The following is a 20325-nucleotide window of genomic DNA, read 5'->3' on the forward strand; positions in this document are numbered from 1 at the left end:
CTCCTTCCATCAGGAATGATTTAGTATTTGCGCGAGATGCTTCACTTCAATATTCTTTCCGAGTCTATTTATTCGTCCTCCTATATTCATTAAACAACCACAATCTGCACCTATTAGCACATCAGCATCTGTACTTTCTATATGTTGAACCTTCTCTTCTACCATTTGTTCTGAAATACTTGCCATCTTGACGGAAAAGGTGCCGCCAAACCCGCAACAGTCCTGTTTAAATGGTAAGGGGATTAAATTAAGTCCCTCGACGTGCTGCAATAACCTTATGGGACTTTCATTTACCCCGAGTAAGCGCGTCATATGGCAAGAGGTATGATAGGTAGCCGTTCCTTCATAACGTGCACCAACGTCTTCAACCCCTAAAATATCAACGATAAATTGTGCTAGTTCATACGACTTTTTCGAGAGATTTGCCGCTCTGTCTGCCCAAACTGGTTCATCCCTAAATAAATCCTTGTATTCTTTCAACATAGTGATGCAGGATCCAGAAGGAGAAACGATATAATCAACATGTTGAAATGTCTTGATCATGTGCTTCATTGTCTCTTTCGACTCTTTTAGGTAACCGCTATTAAATGCAGGTTGTCCGCAGCACGTTTGACCTTCAGGAAAATCAACCTCGCAGCCTAGCTTTTCTAAAAGCTCTACTGTATCCTTCCCAACTTCTGAAGAGAACACATCGACTAAACACGTAATAAATAAAGAGACCTTCAATTCACAATTCCCTCCTGACGATATGTAATAGAAAGAAGCCCTTCTTAAAGAAGGACAACTATCAAATTTTTTCTTTAATGGCCTAAATAGGCTTCCTTAATACTTGTGTCTTTCAATAAATCCCTTGCCTTCCCACTCTTTACAACTTTGCCCGTTTCAAGTACATAAGCATGATGTGCAATCTTTAAAGCCTGTCGCGCATTCTGTTCTACTAACAAAACCGTTGTTCCTTCTTCATTGATTTCTTTCACAATTTGAAAGATATCTTTAACGATTAATGGAGCAAGCCCCATAGAGGGCTCATCAAGTAAGAGAAGCTTAGGCTTTGACATTAACGCCCTTGCGATAGCAAGCATTTGTTGCTGCCCTCCTGAAAGAGTACCGCCTAATTGGGACTTACGTTCTTCCAAAATCGGAAACCGTTCCATTACCCTTTCTAAATCTTTCTTTATGGATCCCTTTCGACGAAACGCTCCCATTTCTAAATTCTCCATCACCGTCATACCTGAAAGGATTGCTCTCCCCTCAGGAACAAGCGACATTCCCTTACTTACTAGCATATCAGGGGATTTACCTGTAATATCCTCATCTAAAAACGAGATGTTACCTTTTTTTGGCTTTAATACCCCTGCAATACTCTTCATTGTTGTGGTTTTACCGGCTCCATTTGCGCCTAGTATCGTGACGATACTTCCCTCAGGAACATCGATACTTATTCCTTTTAGCGCAAGGATATTCCCATAATAGGTATGTACATCGTTAACGCTAAGCAAGCTCATCTTCCTCCTCTTGACCCAGGTATGCTTCAATGACGGCCGGATTATTTCTAATTTCTTCAGGCGTACCCTGAGCAATTTTCTTCCCGAAATTAAGAACGGCCATCCGATCACACACTTTCATTACGAGTGGCATATCGTGCTCAATCAACAAAATAGTAATGTTAAGCTTTTTAATTTTTTGTATGAGCTCAAATAAATCATTTGTCTCTTTTTCGTTCATACCTGCCGCAGGCTCATCTAGCAATAATAATTTCGGATCACTCGCAAGTGCACGTGCGATTTCAAGACGACGCTGTTGACCATAAGCTAAGTTATCGGCAAACGTTTCTTCAAATTCGTCAAGCCCTACTAAGTGCAAAAGCTCACGAGCCCTCCGTTTGATTTTCTCTTCTTCCATCCTCTGGGACTTTAATTTAAAAACGCCGGACCATACACCTGAAGATGTTCTGCAGTGCTGCCCTACAGTTACATTTTCTAGCACACTCATTTCAGGAAACAGGCGAATGTTCTGGAACGTTCGGCATACCCCGTCCTTCGTGATTTGATAAGGCTTTTTCCCAGTCAGACGTTTATTTGTAAAAACTACCTCCCCTGCTGTTGGAGGAAACATAGAGGTAATAATATTAAACATAGTCGTTTTACCGGCACCGTTCGGACCTATGAGTCCAAATACTTCCCCTTTGTCGACCTGAAATGATACATCAGTCAGGGCCTGTATACCACCGAACTTCTTCGTTATGCCCTTAACTTCCAATACCATGACGTTTCCCCCCCTTTTTATTAGTGCTCTTATTGTCTTTTTTCTTACGTAACCTTTTCAGCTTATGTATCATGCTATAGTCGATAAGCCCCTGAGGTCTAAAAGCCATCATCGCCACCAGAATAATGCCATAAATCATATAACGGTATTCACTTAAATCACGAAGTAGTTCAGGCATTGCAGTTAAGAAGATCGCGCCAAAAATCGGACCTGCGATTACCTCGCTCCCCCCGAAAACCGCAAAGATTAGGATTTCAACTGCACGATGGTACGAGAAATCTGACGGGCTAATATATGCTGTAATGTGAGCATATAAGGCACCTGCAAAGCCAGCAACAAGAGCGCCCTGTGCAAAAGCTAATATTTTATAATACGTAATATTGATCCCCATTGCTTCTGCTGCGCTTTCATCCATTTTGATAGCCGCGAATGCCCTGCCTACCCTGGAATTATGCTGCCTGACAAAGAAGGCTATCAATAGGATAGTGACGACTAATAGAATAAAAAACACAAGTAAACTGATTAGCTGATTACTCCTTATTCCGATCATAGCGGCTGTAAACCCGGCATCTCTGAAACCTGTTACTAATTCTCTTCCGATATGGGGAATAGAAGAAATACCAACTGCTCCCTGCGTAATTCCTTCCCAGTTAATGAAGAGCACTCTGATCACTTCACCAAATCCAAGAGTGGCTATCGCTAAGTAAACACCCTGTAATCGTAACGTTGGGATTCCAATCAAAATCCCAACAAGGCCTGCAGCAATTGCTCCGAATAAAATACCTACAACCAGGGGCAGCTCAAAATTTATCGTTAAAATGGCGGAGGTGTAAGCACCGATCCCCATAAAGCCAGCATGGCCTAATGAAAGCTGGCCTGTTGATAACGTAATGTAGATACTAATTCCAAGAATGATATTAATGAGGATAAAAGATAGAACTTGCAAGTAATATGGATTGATTAATTCAGCTAACATTTACCGATCACCGCCTTGCCTCAGTTACTGTTTGACCAAAAAGCCCTTGAGGTCTAACTAGGAGAATGATGATAATCGCAATAAATGCAATGGCATCTCGATACCCTGATTCACCGAATACAACAATCATCGTTTCCGAAAGTCCAAGGATTAAGCCCCCGACCATCGCTCCTCTAACACTTCCCATTCCACCCAGTATTATGATTGCTAACCCTTTTAATCCCATAGATAACCCCATTTGTGGTGTTACCGAGTTAAATGCCATCCCTACTAAGACTCCAGCAATTCCTCCGATGACAGATGCTATGATAACAGTCAACATAATCATTCTCTTCGTATTGACACCGAGCAAACTTGCAGCTTCTAAGTTCTCTGCGCATGCTCGTAATGCTTTACCAGCCTTTGTTTTAGATAACCAGAATGAAAGCCCAACCATTAATAAGATAGCAATTGCAAATATCACAAGCTGTACAGCATATATCGTCACTGATCCAATTTGAATGCTCAGCTGAGAGAAAGAAGTATTAAAAGGACGGTTTCCTGCACCAAAGAAGTGATGAGCTAGATTTTCAAGAAAAATCGAAACGCCAATCGTACTAATTAGTGGGGCAAGATGCGAGACTCCTTTTTTACCTCTTAATGGTCTTAATGCTAATAATTCTAGAAATAGTCCCAGTGCAGCTGTTACAGCAATAGCAACCAGAAATGCAAGGACCAGTGGGAGCTGTAATGTATGTGTGATAACTACACCCATAAAGGCTCCAAACATAAAAATCTCGCCATGAGCCATGTTAATAATCCCTAGTACACCGAATACTAATGTATAGCCTAATGCCACAATCGCATAAATACTTCCTAACGTTAATCCATTAATTAATTGTTCTAATAACAAGGGATTCTCACCTCTTTACTATGTATCGTTAATAAATTTGGCTAACACATAAAACTCTCTAAAAAGAAAGATTGAGAGAGTTCAACTCTCTCAAATCCAATAGAGTGAATTTATTCGAATGGCTGAAACTTCCCATCTTTAATTGTTAAAACAGTAGGTTCCATGACAATGTCTCCATCTTCATCAAAAGACATTTCCCCGAGTACTCCTTCGAACCCTTCACTGGCAGCTAATGCATCACGAATAGCATCTCGGTCATCGCTACCTGCTCTTTCAATTGCATCCGCTAAAATGTACAAGGCATCATAAGCTTGAGCTGCAAATTGGTCTGGCTCATTGCCGAACTCTTCTTTATATTTATCCACAAATTCTTGAACCTTCTCATCTTCACTACCACCAAACCATGGTGTAGCGACGATTAATCCATTTGCTGCATCGCCTGCAATTTTGATAACTTCAGGGGAGTTAAACCCGTTGCCTCCTACAAATGGAACATCGATCCCCATTTTTCTAGCCTGGTCCATAATGACAGCGCCTTCATTATAGAGCGCTGAACAAAGAATTAAATCCGGATTGGTATCTTTAATCTTAGTTAACTGTGCATTGTAATCAGCTTGTCCCTTTTGGAAGGTTTCTGTCGTTAATACCTCAAGCCCTTGTTCTTCAGCCACTTTTTTCATTGTGTCATATCCAGATTTCGTAAACACATCATCATTTCCATATAATATCGCTACTTTTTTAGCATCATACTTCTCCACAGCACTTGAAATAGCTGCTGGAATAGCTAACGATTCAGGAATGGAATTTCGAAACACATAATCCCCTATTTGTGGAATTCCAGAGGCAGTTGTTGAAGTTCCCATAATCGGTACACCGTTTAGATCTGCTTCTGGTGCCACAACCTTCATCTCAGTACTTAATGTAGGTCCTAGAATAGCGGAAACGTTTTCAGAGTTCATCAGCTTTTGAGCAGATGATAGTGCTTGTTCCTGCTTTCCTGCTGAATCCTCTGTAATTAACTCGATATTCACTTTACCTTCTTCTTTAATTTCACTATTCGCAAGCTCGAAACCATTCGTAATGGCTTCACCATAGCCTGCACCAGCTCCAGTTAACCAGGAAATAACACCTACTTTTACATCAACACTTCCATCACCAGATCCACCAGACTGCTCACCTGATGTTTCACCATTCCCACTACATGCACTAACAAAAACGAGCGTCAATACAGTAAAAATAGCCAAGAAACCTCTAAAAAACTTCCCCATCCCAAATCCCCCTGTACGCAATATTTTTTTGAATACTAAAAATAAATAACCTTAATAATTTTATTATTTTTATTTTTAGTAATATTCTGTTATTTTACAAGATAAACTCCCTTATTGCAAGATAATGACGATTCATGAAGAAATACCAAAAAGCTTTAACCTTAACAGGCAAAGCTCCTAATCCATATTTATTATGAAGTAATATTTCTTTTAACACTTTTCATATAGGGAAAGGCTTTTGATGCTTAACGGCTCGATTCAGAGCTCTGCGTATCTTTTCAACAACATGTAGTATACATAGCAAACGAGGTAGGCAACTAAATAAGAAACAAACGTCCAGTAAATCGTCCACCCATTTGCATAGTGGACAAGGTGAATCGCGACACCAATTCCTTCAATCACAGTTGTAAGTAAGGTAAAAAATAGAAGAATCACTGTATGATAAAAACGAATTCGCTCCATCGCTAGAAAAAGAAAACCTGCTAAAATTGGGTAGATTCCTAAATACATCGGCAACGCCGCAATCGGTTCAGTATCATACTTTGGATCTATTTGCCAGAAGCCGAAATGAAAGCCAAGAACATCAAAAATGACCGCTACTAATGCCGCAAAAGGAGCAACAAGTAAGAAAAGTTTCAAATCATTTTTGATCAGATAAATACCCGCTATCCACGGTAGTAATAACGCAAAAAATAGATTAAAAAGCATATTCACTCACTCCTTAGTCAAGGAATGCACGAAAAGCGGATACTTTATACCGTATTGCAATTAAAAAAGAGCCTGATTCATAGAATTAAAATGTACCCTATAGTGTAGACACGTAAAAAAAGTCTACCTATGGGGTGCTTTTTTGTATAATGAAACATAGACAACTTTGTATAGACTGGGGAAAACATCATGAGTAAAAAGACATTTACAGAGAAAGAAATTAAACAATTATCCACTAATCCTTATGTGAAAGTGCTCAGCACAAAGGCAATCACGTATACGGATGAATTCAAACGGATATTTATAGCTGAGAAGGAAAAAGGAAAGTTCTCAAGGCAGATCTTTGAAGAGTGTGGATTTGATACGAATATTATCGGAATGACACGTATTCAAGCCGCAAGTAAAAGGTGGAGTGCAGCTTATAAAAAGAATGGCGTTATCGGGCTAAATGACACAAGGAAAGGCCATTCTGGGAGACCTAGAGAAAGAGATATGTCCCTTGATGAAAAGAACGCTCGACTGGAAGCACAAATCAACTTACTTAAGGCTGAAAATGAACTCTTAAAAAAGATTCGTTTTGCGGAAAGGGGGCTAAAGAAGTAGTCCTCTCGCCAAGCCAAAAGTTTATTCTTATCCGTTCCGTGATTGAGAAATATCAGCTGAAAAACATGGTGAGATACCTTTGTGGAGTAGCTGGAGTTTCTAAAAGTGGATATTATAATTACTTTTCTCTTAAGGCACAAGAACGCAGAAAACACAGAGAAGCTAGGGATGAAGAAGTAAAAGAGATCATTTTAAATGCATACCGATATAAACGACGCAAAAAAGGTGCACGCCAAATAAAAATGACCTTGGCAGGCAAATTTAAGATTATTTATAACTTGAAAAGAATACGACGAATCATGAAAAAATATAATATTGTCTGCCCTATTAGGAAAGCAAATCCTTACAGACGTTTAATGAAAGCTACCCAGGAACACTCAGTGGCCCCTAACTTATTAGAGCGTCAATTCAACCAAGGAGAGCCCGGGAAAGTCCTATTAACAGACATCACCTATTTGAGCTTTGGGAGAAATTCTAGAGCTTATTTATCAATGATATTGGATGGGGCCAGTGGAGAGGCTCTCGCCTATCATGTCTCAGACCGGATAACCATGGACTTAGCTACAGATACACTCCAAAAACTTAAGAAGAATAGAAAATTCAAGAAACATAAGGATGCGCTCATTCACTCAGATCAAGGAACTCACTATACTCATCCCGAATATCAAAGGATGGTAAAAAGACTTGGGTTCCGTCAATCAATGTCTAGAAGAGGAAACTGTTGGGACAATGCCCCAATCGAGTCATTCTTTGGACACTTGAAAGACGAAACCTATTTTAAGGCATGCCTAACATTAGAAGATGTTCACAAGGAAATCAAACAATACATGATCTACTATAACCACCATAGATATCAATGGAATCGAAAAAAGATGACCCCTGTACAATACAGAGATCATCTTTCACAAGCTGCTTAGACTTTTTTTAAACTGTCCTTTACAAAGGGTACATATTAAATCACACTCCTGATTTTTTATTTTTTCACAAGCAAATCTGCGATCGTTTTCTGTTTTAACCCCTCTACTATCCAGCTTTCCATTTCATCTCGAAGCTCGCATAAGGCATCCCTCGTTGGTGGGGCAAAGCATTCCTTACTCGCCACCTCCAGGAATCCTTTTGGAAAAGGCTCTGCTCTCATTGCATCATATACCTCTGCAAGCGTAATGTCTGCTGGATCCTTAACTAGCGAATAACCGCCTTCTCTGCCCTCTTTTGCCTGTATGAGTCCACCTTTAACGAGATGGGTTAAAATTTTCCTTAAGAACGCAGATTGTGAATTAAGTTTCTCTGCCATCTTTCCACTTGGACAGAGTCCTTCATGATCCGCAAGAACGACGAGTGCCTGAAGCGCCATGCCGAACCATCTTGTACTGGAAACGTTCTCTGCCATCTTTCTCACCTCTTCACTACTTCTATTTATTTTGATGCATACGTTTTTGAAAGTAAAGTCTTCTACTTAAAAGTAACACCCCTTTCCTCCTTTATTTACAGTGAGCCATTTCATTGATTATACTCAGTCTATATAACTTATCAGGAGGAAAACAAAAATGATCGCAGTACGTATCGAAACTGAAGAAGCATTACATAAAGCTTTTACCATTCGTAAAAAAGTGTTTATCGAAGAACAGGGCACGCCTGCAGAAGATGAATATGACCAATTCGACACTCTGGACGCTGCCGAGCATATCCTTATTCTTGACCAGAAAGAGGCTGTCGGGACAGGAAGATGGCGAATTGCAGATGGTGGGGGAAAGCTTGAGCGCATCTGTATTCTCAAGACTCATCGAAAACTTGGGATCGGAAACCTGATCGTTAACAAGCTTGAACAACTTGCCACATCAAAAGGCATGAAGTATGTGAAGCTTCATGGTCAGGTGCAAGCAGAAGGTTTCTATCATAAGCTTGGTTACGTAACCGACTCTGACGTATTTATGGAAGATGGAATACCACATGTTCTAATGAGGAAAAAACTTCCTGAAACCAACTAGACAAGTTAATCGTAAGTTAGATTAGAAACAGTAATGGGAACATAAGTATAGTACTATCAAATATAGAAAAGAGGATGAAGTATACATGATGCGAAGCGGTAATCCCGTATTAAAAAATGATACATTCAACAGATCGCGCACTCAGGGTGAAGCGATGACGATTGGTGGAACAGTAGCAAAAACGTTCTTCCTGTTCCTGTTTTTACTCGGTTCAGCGATCTACACCTGGTACCGGTATTCTCAGGGAGAAGATATTTACACAATGATGGTGATTGGCGCGATCGGTGCCCTTGTCTTTGCACTCATAACGGTCTTCTTCCATCGAGCAGCACCAATTACTGGGCCAATTTACGCCACTCTCGAAGGGTTTGCAATTGGTGGACTTTCAGCAATTCTTGAAGCACGATATCCAGGAATTGTGATCCAGGCAGCTGCACTTACCTTCTCTGTCATGGGCGTTCTGCTGTTCCTTTATGCAGCTCGCATTATTAAAGTAACAAAGAATTTCAGATTAATGGTCGTCTCGGCAACGCTTGCGATTTTCGTTGTGTACATCGTTGACCTGGGTCTGAATCTATTTCTCGGTATGAATGTTCCTTACCTGCATACGAATGGCCTGATCGGAATCGGCATCAGTCTATTCATTGTTGCGATCGCTGCACTTAACCTTGTGCTTGATTTTGACTTTATTGAAAATGGCGCCAACCGCGGCGCACCAAAACACCTGGAATGGTACGGCGCATTCGGATTAATGGTCACACTCGTATGGCTTTACATTGAAATTCTTCACCTGCTACAAAAAATTCGACGATAACATAGAGGCGCATTGTTGTTTACGAGAGTCATTACCCATCAATAAACCTTTCTTCGATAGAAAATTAATTGTTAAATAAGCCGCACTTCATCCGATATGGATTGAATTGCGGCTTTTATTTATACTGGAAGCAATGGATATTTACATATACCCAATTATGGTAGAATATAAAATTAATAGTAGATTGGAGGGATACGTTTGGAAAATAAATCAGCCTGGCTACTGATTGCCATAGGCGCTTCATTATGGGGTGTCATTGGTGTTTTTGTAACTTTTCTTTATGAAATCGGGTTCACGGCGATTCAGGTGGTAGCGATGCGGGTTTTAACTGCCTCCCTCTTCATGGTCTTTTATGTCAGTTTTAAGAATCGCAATCTATTTAAGATAAAGGTGAAGGACAGCCGATACTTCGTAGGCACGGGCATCATCAGTATCGTTCTGTTTAACTGGTGCTTGTTCAGTTCTATGGAAGAATCGTCGATTTCGATTGCTTTCATTTTACTTTATACTGCTCCAGTCTTTGTGACGATTTTTTCATGGCTGCTTTTCAATGAATCAATGACCTTCCGCAAAGTCACCGCACTGCTCATTACATTGGTAGGCTGTTCTCTTGTAATCGGACTTTTTTCTAACACGAGTGGTTCCATTTCACTTTATGGACTTATTCTTGGGCTTGGATCCGGATTATTCTACGCCTTGTATAGTATATTCGGTAAGTTCGCCCTTAAAAAATACGACTCGTTAACAGTTACAGTTTACACCTTTTTGTTCGCTTCAATCGCAGTTGTACCATTCAGTAATCCAGGGTCCATGATATCCCTATTCTTAAGTATCAAAGTATGGCTATTAATTATAGGTCTAGGCTTCTTATCAACGATGCTGCCCTTCATTTTTTACACGAAAGGCTTGCAATATGTGGAGTCCAGTCGTGCCTCTATCGTTGCAACTATTGAGCCAGTAATCGCCTCTCTTATCGGTTTTCTCATCTTTAACGAAACGTTATCCTTATGGCAGTATATGGGGATGATAATGGTGATTAGTTCAGTCGTTATTGTGCAAGAATCAAAGAAACATTACAAAAGCCCTCCTCGTCGATATGAGAAAGTTCAAGCATGAACCTCTATCACTATCAAAACGTTATGATCGCTCAGAAAATATCAGGAGCCTTTGCACTTTAGCGAGGGTTTCTTTCAGTATTTCATGCTCGACCGCTTAACAGTGTATTTAAATATTAGTTTATCAATTATTCAAGACAAGCTGGTATAGCTGAATTTCTTTTACCTTTTACGAATTTAGCAAATACAAACCGAATGAAAGGTCCCATGATGACAAGTTGCAGTGGAAGTGCAAAAATGAAATTTTTGAATGAAGTGAACACTTGTTTTCTTCTTCAGTTTATTTAGTGTTATAGTATTTTTCTTCTTACTCTATCCTGTCCATTTCCAGCTTAATTTTAAAGTTAACGGTAGTTCAAAATCGTTACTCTTCCTTAGTGGCGAACCCGATAGTAAAGCCAGACTGCCCCTTTATCTGCGACAGGCTTTGTTTCCATCAACTCAAGCGAGGCAGGCATCTTGAATCGAAGAAAGATCTTCACAGTCAAATACCGTTGGCGTCGCCCGTCCGCCGATCGCAAGAGGTGCAAGAACGATACTTATCTCATCAATAAGTCCAGCTCTTAAGAAAGCTCCGTTTATCGAACCCCCTCCACTAAGACCCAACCGCCTGAATCCGTGATCATAAAGCTGTTCGAGGGCAAGCCCATTATCTATGTATTCTCCACTACCCGCGACGAGATAAGTAATCCCCTTTTTCTTCAATTGCTCAATATACGGTTCAGAGACATTTTCTCTCGTTACTACAATTAGCCCTTCTGTTTGTGACCAATTCATTCGTCCCCTGCCATCAAACACGATGTACGCTTGCGACTTCTGTGGCTCTGTAATCGGATTTTTCAACTCTACCCAATCTTCGCTCCATACAATCAGGCTTTCACTACCGGATATCATAGCGTCACAGTTCAATTCATCATAGAGCCTATGTGTAAGATCATTCGCATCCCCATCCACGCCTTTATCAGTCCACTCCATTACATTGTGATTTGGTGCCATCGTAATTCTGCCATCAACCGATGAAAAAAGATTAAGCACAACTTCAGGTCTTTTCTTCAAATCAATCATCCTTTCCTATTTCTACCATTATAATTTCTCCAGGAAATGAATGTCAGTGTTTTTTAAAACAAAAAAAGACTTAGCCAAAGCTATGCCTTTTACCCGTAGTTATTCTGATGTTCTTTCTTCTTCTTTAAAAATGCTTCATCTGTTCTCACGATTTTCCATTTTTCTTCAAAAATCCGTGCCGACTCTTTCCTCGTCGATGTCCCGTTCGTTCATCTCGCCATCTTTGTCATACTTCTTTCCACCTTTGTAGTTCGCATACCGACGAGCTCTTGTATAGCCCATTTGAATAAACTTTCGCACCATGTCCATTCCAACAAAATCATCTTTTTCTTGGTATTCCCTGAACATCTCGTATATTTTCTCAGTAGATTCCCTTGCGATATCCTGTCTTTTAAAACGCCAGTGCGGCAGGATTTCGCTCTTATATGGTTCTACCATCAACACCCCCTGCTCACCTCGTCCTACACGATACTTCTCTGGATGATCACGGAAGTTAATATTGTCAAAATCGAGATCGTAATCGAATCATGCTTCCCACTCCCTTTGGAAGAGTATCCCACTTAAAGTGTTTGAACAAAAAAGGACCTCTTTATCAATCCTAAGAGCGTCCTTTCATCTACCCCAATCTTTATCAGGATTATACGATTTTTTTGATTAACCTTCCAAGCGTACGTGGAATAAATAGAAGGATATCTACGATAGTATGGATTAGTGAACGAATCATTTTCATTGTCATCCCTCCTTGTCTTATACATACACATTCCACCAAAGAAACAAATTCAAACTTAGCCATTAAAGACTCTATTGCTAAAAACAATTAATTCAAAACCATGCAATTAACTCAATCCTTTATTTCATCAAAAAGACGTCTATCTTATAACAGATAAACGCCCAATTATTATTCAATTTTATATTATTCGGCTTTCTTCGTAGATATATATTCACTTACTACTTGATAAACATACTCCTGGTTTGCTGCTGCTGTATCAGGGTTGTATTGCCCTCCATTTGTTTTATTATTAGAAAGGATTCTAATACCCAGATATGGTACATCATACGCTTGAGCAATTTGTGCTCCAGCAGCACCTTCCATTTCTTCAACAGACGTCCCATATTTATTATGGAACCATTTAATACGATCCACTTCATTATTCCAAACGTCCGCAGAACCGATTGTACCCTCGACAACTTTACCCTTAGTGTATGTGTCTTTGACTGCGTTAGCAGCTGCAAGTAATCCCTTATCTCCCTCATAGTACCGGATGTTTTCAGCATCTGGATCTTCTCCAGCACTTCCTTCAGAAGCCATTAAGTCCATAGGTTTCCATTCAGTTGGATGAATCCCCTGATTTTCATCTTTATTCGCTGTTTTTAAAGAACCAATGTTTGTCGTTCTTTTTCCTAAAACAATATCAAATACGTTTAACTCTGGATCATGTCCCCCAGATGTTCCTTGGTTGATGATTGCTATAGGGTTATATTTCTCAATAGCTATTGCTGTAGCAGCTGCTGTATTTTCCATTCCTTTTCCTGTTTTTGCCACGATAACAGGATAATCATCTAGAGTCCCTTTATAAAATACAAACGTTCCAGAATTCTCTTCTTTTACATCCTCTAACCTTTGTGCAAATTCTTCAGCTTCGATCGGCATTGGACCTTGAACAATAATAGGCCTTTGAGCCTCTTCTTCCTCTGTTTCAGCTTGTGAAGTAGGATTGCATCCTACAATTGCTAATAACAATACTGCAATCATTGTTAGCAAAGCCCATCGCTTTATCACTTTGTTTCTCATAAGTAAACTCTCCTATCCCTGTTGTTTGATATACTCGAAGTTTTAATCATAAGAAATAGGCCTAGATCATGTAGAGTGATTTCTACCTTCCAGACCTGCTAAATTAAAGTATAAATAATAAAGCAAAAATATAGCTAATGCTAAATCAGAGAATAAGATCGCCTCAAAAGACGAACATATCCATACTTTAACTCGTAGTCCAGTTCTTAAATGGGAACCAGGTAGAAACGCTCAGACCATATTACTGAGAATATACGAGTATTGCTATTTATAATTAGTACTTCGATAATATAACAAATAAATAATCGTTAATCAACAAAAATATGAACTTTATCTTATTAGTTTACATTTAATGTTCGTCTTTAAAGGTTAAATCAGATTATAAACGAATTTATATTACGTATTCCGAAAAAATTCTCACGAATTAATCCATTGAAATTATGAATAGTTTTGAGATATCAGTAGATGATAGTAAACGTGCTTAAATGAAAGGTGGCACGATAATGAATTTATTTAGGAGGATCAAAATGGGCATATTAAGCGGGAATCCGACAAATGAACCAATGCATTATGGTGAGGTTTTTGGACTTTGGACATTTGTTACAACTGCTAAAGGATTAGTTGCTGGTTATCAGACTCAATTGAATCATGCAGGAGACGAAGACCTTCACAAGTTACTTGAAGAAGCGATCGCTGGTGGAAAACAGGAAATTCAACAAGTTGAAACTCTGCTTAAAGAAAATGGCGTAGGGTTATCCCCGACTCCACCTGAACGCCCTAAAGCTTGCCTGGAAGACATTCCAAATGGGGCAAGGTTCCAGGACCCAGAAATTTCAGCAGCTCTATCAAATAACATTGCAGCTGGACTTGTAACATGCAGTCAAATTATGGGACAGTCTATTCGTGAAGACATTGCTATGTTATTCGGACAGTTTCATGTACAAAAAGCCGCTTTAGGTGCTAAAGCGTTAAGACTTAATAAAGAAAAAGGCTGGTTAATACCTCCTCCACTGCACCATCATAAATCAGAAGATTGTTAATTACTTAGTCTAAAGGCAGAAACCCTCCATAGCTTAGGGTTTCTGCCTTTCATTTTTTGAATATTCTCCATCTACATAAAGTAAGATCAAGAGGTTTGTGTCCTGAACAGTAAAAGAGTATAATTTGATAATTGATTGTAAATATCCATTCTCAGTTACTCAAAAACACGATGTAGACTTTTCATAGACTACAAAAACTCATAGAAAACAAGAGGAGGTTATGAGGTGACCACCCAACCCTATAATAAAGTACTAATCGCAGCGCTATTGCTTGCGGGTTCATTTATCACAATTCTAAATCAGACGTTAATGATTACGGCGATACCTCCGATCATGGAGGAAATGAATATTACCGCTAACACTGCACAGTGGCTGACAACAGTGTTTATGCTTGTAAATGGAGTTATGATTCCGATCAGTGCCTTTTTACTTGAACGATTTACGACGAGGCAATTGTTCATTGTGGCAATGAGCATCTTTGCAGTTGGGACTGTTGTTGGAGGAATTGCGCCTAACTTTGGCATGTTGCTTTTAGGACGGGTGATTCAATCCGCAGGTGCTGGAGTTATGTTGCCATTGATGCAAACGGTGTTCCTTATGATCTTTCCTATAAACAAACGCGGAGCTGCGATGGGCTATATCGGTCTTGTCATATCATTCGCTCCTGCTATTGGACCTGCGCTGTCTGGTTGGATGACAGCGAACTATTCCTGGCGCTTGCTTTTTTGGGCAATCCTACCCCTTGCGCTTATCATCATAGTTGTTGCGCATTTCATTATGAAAAATGTAACAGAGCTTACGCATCCTAAAGTGGATCCATTATCTATTATTCTCTCATCTATCGGATTCGGTGGATTGCTTTATGCCTTCACGAGCGCAGGGAATTACGGATGGGATAGTATGAGAACAATCGTGGTCCTACTTGTTGGACTAATTACTCTTACCATATTCATCATGCGACAATTACGTATGGCTCATCCAATGCTTGAATTCAGGGTATTTAAAGACAAAATCTTTACCATTACGACGATTATCGGAATGATCTTGTTCCTTGGATTAATTGGTGCGGAAACGTTAATTCCGCTATACATGCAAAATATGAGAGATTTTACTGCCTTTGAATCAGGACTAGTTCTTTTACCTGGTGCCGTGATTACGGCATTCATGTCACCAATTACAGGACGTATCTTTGATCGGATTGGCGCACGATTGCTGGCGATTGTGGGTCTAACAATTGTGACAGCATCAACAATAGGCTTTTCATTCCTAGATACCTCAACGACCCTAACCTTTTTAACAATTATGTATGCGATTCGCATGTTCGGGTTATCTATGGTGATGATGCCAGTTACTACTGCTGGTTTGAATCAGCTTCCTAAGCATTTAATCGCACATGGGGCTGCTATGAATAATACGATGCGCCAGATTGCTGCATCAGTTGGTACTGCGATCCTTGTAACCGTCATGACAACGACAGCTCAAAACGTTGAAGCGCAGCCATCGATTTCACGCCCTGATATCTACGGGGTGAACGTTGCATTTATAGTCATTCTTGGAATTTCGATCGTAGGACTCATATTATCGTTCTATATTAAAAAGAACGAGCCTCATAAGGAAGACGAGAAATCGCATGAGCTCCCACATAGGCATGAAGAAAGTCATGCTAAATCAGTGAATATGTAATGATAAACCTCGTTTGATTAGCCTTAATTAACTTAATTAACGCTTAAAGAAAAACGCTCAGAATAAGTTCTGGGCATTTTTTTCAATCCTACTTTATTTAGAATGAGGGTTTCCCCTCTGTACTTAATGGGAGAAAGGTATATTCATCTTAAAAGGAAACGATTACACTTAAATTATGGACTTTCTATAAATGTGAGGTGAAGAATATGCTAAAATTCCGTTTGAAATTAAGCACAGTCATTATTTTATTTGTTTGTGCTGTGGTTACACTATCTCTATTAATAACAGATCTATTGATAACGAATACAACGAGTGATTCAATTGAAAAGCAGTTGGAGAATAAAGCAATTACCGTATCCAGGACAATTGCGGAATCCCAGATCGTTAAAGAGGGTTTAAGCAACACAGGTACAGGTGATGTAAGTATTCAAGAATATACTACAACCATTCAAGAGGCTTCAGATGTTTTATTTATTGTAGTGATGGATATGAAGGGCATACGTCAATCACATCCTGACGTCAAGAAAATTGGTAAGGCTTTTGTCGGTGGAGATGAAGAAAGAGCGCTAAACGGAGAAGAATACATTTCAAGATCTACAGGAACATTAGGAAAATCATTACGTGCTTTCACACCTATTTATAACAAAAACAGCACTCAAATCGGTGCTGTATCCGTTGGGATATCCTTACAGGCAGTTGAAGCTTCCATTCAACAAAGCCACCGCAAAATTCTCATCGGCTCATCCGTTGGAGTCTTAATTGGTATTATTGGTGCTTTTTTGTTAGCCAGATACATAAAAACTAGTTTATTCGGTTTAGAGCCATATGCTATTGCACGTATCCATGAGGAACGAAACACCATGCTACATTCTGTGCATGAGGGTATTATTGCAATTGATCGAGAAGGAATGATTATTCTCGTTAATAAATCAGCTAGACGCATCTTTAAACAAGCGAGTCTTATGGATAATGAGCCTATTGGAATGAAGATTAACGATTTTTTACCTGGCACCCTGCTCGAAACCGTGTTAGATAATAAGGAAGCAGAACTGGATCAAGAGCAAACCATAAACGGTGTTTCGATCATCACTAACCGTGTTCCCCTTAACGTGAATGGCCAGGTAGTTGGGGCTATTGCTACTTTTCGAGATAAAACAGAAGTTAATCACCTGGCAAAGCAACTCACTGGAGTACAGATGTATGCTGATACGTTGCGAGCACAATCTCATGAGTTTATGAATCAATTACATGTACTACTTGGCTTGATTAAGATGGAAGACTATGATGAAGTTAATCATTTTATTAGCAAGCTAGTTAATCATCAAACACATGAAGTAGGAAGTGTAACAAAGCACATTAAGGATCCTGTATTTGCAGGATTTATTTTGGGGAAAATGAGCTATGCTAGAGAATCTCATGTTCAGTTGACGATCCATTGTGAAACAGAGATTCCACAGCCTGAACGACCTGAAGTAACCCATGAGCTTATCACTATACTGGGGAACGTAATAGATAATGCAATAGATAGTGTAGGTAAGCGTGAGCGAAAAGAAATAAGTATTGCTCTTTCCTACATTGATGACCTCTTAAGCATGACCGTAAGTGATACAGGAGTAGGTATACCAGAGGATAAACAAGATGACATATTCCTTAAAGGTCACACAACAAAAGATGGAAATCACAGAGGATTTGGACTGTATCTTACAAAGCGAAGTATTGATAACTTAAAGGGTTCAATTGATGTGGAATCAGTTACTAGTGTGGGTACGACATTTTCGCTCATTGTTCCTTACGACCAGGGAGATGAAATAAGATGATTCATGTGATGATTATAGAAGATGACCCGATGGTAGCACAGTTAAATAAGAGATATGTGGAAGAAGTAGATGGCTTCACTGTTAGCTGTATATCTTACAATTCTGATGAAGCAATTTCGAATTTATCTATAATAGAATTAGACCTGATCCTATTAGATGTCTATTTGCCCGGCATGAATGGATTAGAATTACTTAAGTTAATTAGAGAAAGAAATCAAGATGTCGATGTTATCTTAATTACAGCTGCTTCTGAAATAAATCAGATTCAGCAAGCATTACGTCTTGGTGCAATCGATTATTTAATTAAACCTTTTGACTTCGACCGTTTTCAGGAAGCCCTTCTTAAGTATAAGAACAATTACTATAGACTTAACGAGAAAAATAAGGTGAATCAAGAAGAGCTTGACCATATGCTCCATATCAATCAACAGCATGCTGAAAAGTTACATGAACAATCGATCGCTCACTCTTTACCAAAGGGTTTAACCAAAAACACTCTTAATACAATTAACCAAACTATACTTTCCCTTCCAACTGCTCAGTTTTCAACAGAAGATATTGCACATACAGCTAATATCTCAAGAGTCTCTGTTCGAAAATATTTAAAATTTCTAAGGGGAATTGGCTACTTAGAAGAATCTCTCACATATGGAGTTGGTAGACCAATTTATCAATATGCGCTAAACCCAGCTAATCGGCATTCTATCGATCCCTACCTGGATTAAGCAACCTTAATTGGTTGCTTTTTTTAATTACATTACTATCAATAGTTACATAACGTGTGAATTTTCAGTCAACTCTTTTATTATGAAACTATCGAAATGTAAGCGGTTACTAATCCCTGTCGTTATACCTATTAAAAAGGAGTGATCCAATTGGCTCAAACAGCTCAAGAGCTTACTTACGATCGTCAGACAGAATCTGAATCTCATGGAGAGAAACACGAGAAAAAGTCCATTAAGATTTTTGGTATCCCCCTATTATGGTTTAGTCTTTTTACCGCAATAACAGTCATCAGTCTATATACTGGCAACCTCCCTGGAGGAATGATTGGAAGCTTGTTGATTATGATCGTCCTTGGGGAATTATTAGGTTGGATTGGAGATCACACGCCAATTGTCAAAACCTATCTAGGAGGAGGTGCAATCGTTGCAATTTTCGGGGCCGCCTTCCTCGTTTATGAAGGGTGGCTTCCTGAAACCTCTGTCGCTACCATGACAACGTTTATGAAAGATGGTGGATTTCTAAACTTTTATATCGCTGCTTTGATCACCGGAAGTATTCTTGGAATGAATAAGAACATCCTGATAAAAGTAGGCTTGCGTTACTTTTTACCTATTATGGGTGCGGTCTTAGGAGCGATCATTGTTTCCGGTATATTAGGTTCCCTTGTTGGATTTTCACTACGAGACGCTATACTTGTTATTACAATGCCAATCATGGGGGGCGGTATGGGAGCCGGGGCCGTTCCCATGAGTCAAGTTTATTCCGAGTTAATGGGCAATGATCCTGCTTATTATATCTCTATGCTCGTGCCTGCTCTTGCACTTGGTAATGTTTTTGCTATCGTTCTTGCTAGTATGCTTAATCTGCTCGGTAAAAAAGTCCCTTCACTTACTGGAAACGGTCAATTGATTCATGGGTTTAATTACAAGGAAGAGAAACATACCTACGACATACAAAAAATGGGAATTGGATTACTTGCTGCTATTACCTTCTTTGCAGTTGGAGGTTTACTTGGAGATGTTATCCCTCTTCATCCCTATGCATTAATGATTATTGTCGTTGCAATAGCCAAGATCGCTGATATTATTCCAAAGAACGTGATCGACGGGGCAAGTCAGTGGTATAAATTTGTTGCTAGCAACTGGACACTCGCATTATTATTTGGGATCGGTATTGCCTATACTGATTTAAACACCGTCCTTGAAGCATTAACTCTACAATACATTCTAACGGTATTCGGTGTAGTGCTTGGCGCGATCATTGGTGCCGGATTGATTGGGAAAATGGTTGGTTTCTATCCAATCGAAGCAGCAATCACAGCTGGATTATGTATGGCTAATATGGGAGGAACCGGTGATGTTGCGGTTTTATCAGCAGCTAGAAGAATGGAACTAATGCCATTCGCTCAGATTTCTTCACGTTTAGGCGGCGCCTTAATTCTTCTATTAGCTGGTTTGATTATCCCATTCCTTGCTTGATCATGAAGACTGATTCTACTTATAAATAAGCGACTCCCACTATCTCTTCTATAGAAATAGTGGGAGTTAACTTATTTCTTAAATCGGCAAATTTA

At 39.4% G+C, this 20325-nt stretch carries 19 protein-coding genes, 1 pseudogene and 1 riboswitch; of the genes and pseudogenes, 9 read left to right on the forward strand and 11 right to left on the reverse strand.

The window, feature by feature from the left end:
* Nucleotides 1-9 precede the first annotated feature (9 nt).
* From ABFG93_RS06360 to ABFG93_RS06390, 7 genes are all read right to left on the reverse strand, one after another.
* The gene (locus tag ABFG93_RS06360) at nt 10-726 is read right to left on the reverse strand and encodes a (Fe-S)-binding protein (RefSeq protein ID WP_347551587.1); all 717 of its coding nucleotides are present in this window, start codon (nt 724-726) and stop codon (nt 10-12) included.
* A 74-nt stretch (nt 727-800) separates the two neighbouring features.
* A complete protein-coding gene (locus ABFG93_RS06365) occupies nt 801-1499 on the reverse strand; it encodes an ABC transporter ATP-binding protein (protein WP_347551589.1) in 699 nt (232 codons plus the stop codon).
* Entirely contained in the window at nt 1492-2265 is a 774-nt protein-coding gene (locus ABFG93_RS06370) for an ABC transporter ATP-binding protein (RefSeq protein ID WP_347551591.1), read from the reverse strand. Before ABFG93_RS06370 ends, ABFG93_RS06365 begins: the two co-directional genes overlap by 8 nt.
* Nucleotides 2249-3241 carry a branched-chain amino acid ABC transporter permease gene (locus ABFG93_RS06375; RefSeq protein ID WP_347551593.1) on the reverse strand — a complete coding sequence of 331 codons (993 nt, stop codon included), beginning with the start codon at nt 3239-3241 and terminating at the stop codon, nt 2249-2251. Before ABFG93_RS06375 ends, ABFG93_RS06370 begins: the two co-directional genes overlap by 17 nt.
* A 7-nt stretch (nt 3242-3248) precedes the next feature.
* Nucleotides 3249-4133, reverse strand: a complete 885-nt coding sequence (locus ABFG93_RS06380; RefSeq protein ID WP_347551595.1) for a branched-chain amino acid ABC transporter permease — start codon at nt 4131-4133, stop codon at nt 3249-3251.
* Nucleotides 4134-4243: 110 nt separating this feature from the next.
* Complete coding sequence (locus ABFG93_RS06385) at nt 4244-5401, reverse strand: ABC transporter substrate-binding protein (protein WP_347551597.1); 1158 nt, start codon at nt 5399-5401, stop codon at nt 4244-4246.
* Between the two features lie 258 nt (nt 5402-5659).
* On the reverse strand, nt 5660-6109 hold the full coding sequence (locus ABFG93_RS06390; RefSeq protein WP_347551599.1) for a CBO0543 family protein: 450 nt from the start codon (nt 6107-6109) through the stop codon (nt 5660-5662).
* A gap of 189 nt (nt 6110-6298) precedes the next feature.
* Here ABFG93_RS06390 and ABFG93_RS06395 point away from each other — a divergent pair.
* Nucleotides 6299-7629, forward strand: a protein-coding gene (locus ABFG93_RS06395) for an IS3 family transposase (protein WP_431522057.1) whose coding sequence is annotated in 2 segments (ribosomal slippage) — nt 6299-6680 and nt 6680-7629 — 1332 coding nt in all. Because the reading frame shifts where the segments join, the coding sequence is not laid out codon by codon here.
* A gap of 56 nt (nt 7630-7685) precedes the next feature.
* Here ABFG93_RS06395 and ABFG93_RS06400 read toward each other — a convergent pair.
* The gene (locus tag ABFG93_RS06400; RefSeq protein ID WP_347551602.1) at nt 7686-8102 is read right to left on the reverse strand and encodes an RrF2 family transcriptional regulator; all 417 of its coding nucleotides are present in this window, start codon (nt 8100-8102) and stop codon (nt 7686-7688) included.
* A 157-nt stretch (nt 8103-8259) separates the two neighbouring features.
* On the opposite strand from ABFG93_RS06400, the gene ABFG93_RS06405 reads away from it, so the two are divergent.
* From ABFG93_RS06405 to ABFG93_RS06415, 3 genes are all read left to right on the forward strand, one after another.
* Nucleotides 8260-8700, forward strand: a complete 441-nt coding sequence (locus ABFG93_RS06405) for a GNAT family N-acetyltransferase (RefSeq protein WP_347551604.1) — start codon at nt 8260-8262, stop codon at nt 8698-8700.
* 88 nt (nt 8701-8788) lie between these two features.
* Nucleotides 8789-9514 carry a Bax inhibitor-1/YccA family protein gene (locus ABFG93_RS06410; protein WP_347552774.1) on the forward strand — a complete coding sequence of 242 codons (726 nt, stop codon included), beginning with the start codon at nt 8789-8791 and terminating at the stop codon, nt 9512-9514.
* A gap of 198 nt (nt 9515-9712) precedes the next feature.
* On the forward strand, nt 9713-10630 hold the full coding sequence (locus ABFG93_RS06415; protein WP_347551606.1) for a DMT family transporter: 918 nt from the start codon (nt 9713-9715) through the stop codon (nt 10628-10630).
* A gap of 440 nt (nt 10631-11070) precedes the next feature.
* On the opposite strand, the gene ABFG93_RS06425 is transcribed toward ABFG93_RS06415, so the two are convergent.
* The 3 genes and pseudogenes from ABFG93_RS06425 to ABFG93_RS06435 form a co-directional block, all read right to left on the reverse strand.
* Complete coding sequence (locus ABFG93_RS06425) at nt 11071-11685, reverse strand: RibD family protein (RefSeq protein ID WP_347551608.1); 615 nt, start codon at nt 11683-11685, stop codon at nt 11071-11073.
* Between the two features lie 98 nt (nt 11686-11783).
* A pseudogene (locus ABFG93_RS06430) lies at nt 11784-12192 on the reverse strand (DUF4385 domain-containing protein).
* 415 nt (nt 12193-12607) lie between these two features.
* Nucleotides 12608-13486 (reverse strand): 5'-methylthioadenosine/S-adenosylhomocysteine nucleosidase, encoded by an 879-nt coding sequence (locus ABFG93_RS06435; RefSeq protein ID WP_347551610.1) that lies wholly within the window; start codon nt 13484-13486, stop codon nt 12608-12610.
* A gap of 175 nt (nt 13487-13661) precedes the next feature.
* Nucleotides 13662-13764, reverse strand: a riboswitch (purine riboswitch).
* Between the two features lie 249 nt (nt 13765-14013).
* On the opposite strand from ABFG93_RS06435, the gene ABFG93_RS06440 reads away from it, so the two are divergent.
* The 5 genes from ABFG93_RS06440 to ABFG93_RS06460 all read left to right on the forward strand — a co-directional run bounded on the left by ABFG93_RS06440 (nt 14014) and on the right by ABFG93_RS06460 (nt 20230).
* Nucleotides 14014-14526 carry a DUF3231 family protein gene (locus ABFG93_RS06440; protein ID WP_347551611.1) on the forward strand — a complete coding sequence of 171 codons (513 nt, stop codon included), beginning with the start codon at nt 14014-14016 and terminating at the stop codon, nt 14524-14526.
* Nucleotides 14527-14751: 225 nt separating this feature from the next.
* On the forward strand, nt 14752-16209 hold the full coding sequence (locus tag ABFG93_RS06445) for an MDR family MFS transporter (RefSeq protein ID WP_347551613.1): 1458 nt from the start codon (nt 14752-14754) through the stop codon (nt 16207-16209).
* Nucleotides 16210-16415: 206 nt separating this feature from the next.
* The gene (dcuS, locus tag ABFG93_RS06450) at nt 16416-18026 is read left to right on the forward strand and encodes a DcuS/MalK family sensor histidine kinase (RefSeq protein WP_347551615.1); all 1611 of its coding nucleotides are present in this window, start codon (nt 16416-16418) and stop codon (nt 18024-18026) included.
* Complete coding sequence (locus tag ABFG93_RS06455; RefSeq protein ID WP_347551617.1) at nt 18023-18751, forward strand: response regulator; 729 nt, start codon at nt 18023-18025, stop codon at nt 18749-18751. Before dcuS ends, ABFG93_RS06455 begins: the two co-directional genes overlap by 4 nt.
* Nucleotides 18752-18901: 150 nt before the next feature.
* Nucleotides 18902-20230: a 2-hydroxycarboxylate transporter family protein gene (locus ABFG93_RS06460; protein ID WP_347551619.1), complete on the forward strand. Its 1329-nt coding sequence runs from the start codon at nt 18902-18904 to the stop codon at nt 20228-20230.
* Nucleotides 20231-20325 lie beyond the last annotated feature (95 nt).

Origin of the sequence: Pseudalkalibacillus hwajinpoensis, from assembly GCF_039851965.1 — a bacterium.
GTDB classification, from domain to species: Bacteria; Bacillota; Bacilli; order Bacillales; family Guptibacillaceae; genus Guptibacillus; species Guptibacillus hwajinpoensis_E.

Coding starts and splice junctions, on each gene's coding strand:
- ABFG93_RS06370 (WP_347551591.1), bottom strand. CDS start 2,265: ATGGTATTGGAAGTTAAGGGCATAACGAAGAAGTTCGGTGGTATACAG.
- ABFG93_RS06375 (WP_347551593.1), bottom strand. CDS start 3,241: ATGTTAGCTGAATTAATCAATCCATATTACTTGCAAGTTCTATCTTTT.
- ABFG93_RS06385 (WP_347551597.1), bottom strand. CDS start 5,401: ATGGGGAAGTTTTTTAGAGGTTTCTTGGCTATTTTTACTGTATTGACG.
- ABFG93_RS06390 (WP_347551599.1), bottom strand. CDS start 6,109: ATGCTTTTTAATCTATTTTTTGCGTTATTACTACCGTGGATAGCGGGT.
- ABFG93_RS06400 (WP_347551602.1), bottom strand. CDS start 8,102: ATGGCAGAGAACGTTTCCAGTACAAGATGGTTCGGCATGGCGCTTCAG.
- ABFG93_RS06405 (WP_347551604.1), top strand. CDS start 8,260: ATGATCGCAGTACGTATCGAAACTGAAGAAGCATTACATAAAGCTTTT.
- ABFG93_RS06410 (WP_347552774.1), top strand. CDS start 8,789: ATGCGAAGCGGTAATCCCGTATTAAAAAATGATACATTCAACAGATCG.
- ABFG93_RS06435 (WP_347551610.1), bottom strand. CDS start 13,486: ATGAGAAACAAAGTGATAAAGCGATGGGCTTTGCTAACAATGATTGCA.
- ABFG93_RS06440 (WP_347551611.1), top strand. CDS start 14,014: ATGGGCATATTAAGCGGGAATCCGACAAATGAACCAATGCATTATGGT.
- dcuS (WP_347551615.1), top strand. CDS start 16,416: ATGCTAAAATTCCGTTTGAAATTAAGCACAGTCATTATTTTATTTGTT.
- ABFG93_RS06455 (WP_347551617.1), top strand. CDS start 18,023: ATGATTCATGTGATGATTATAGAAGATGACCCGATGGTAGCACAGTTA.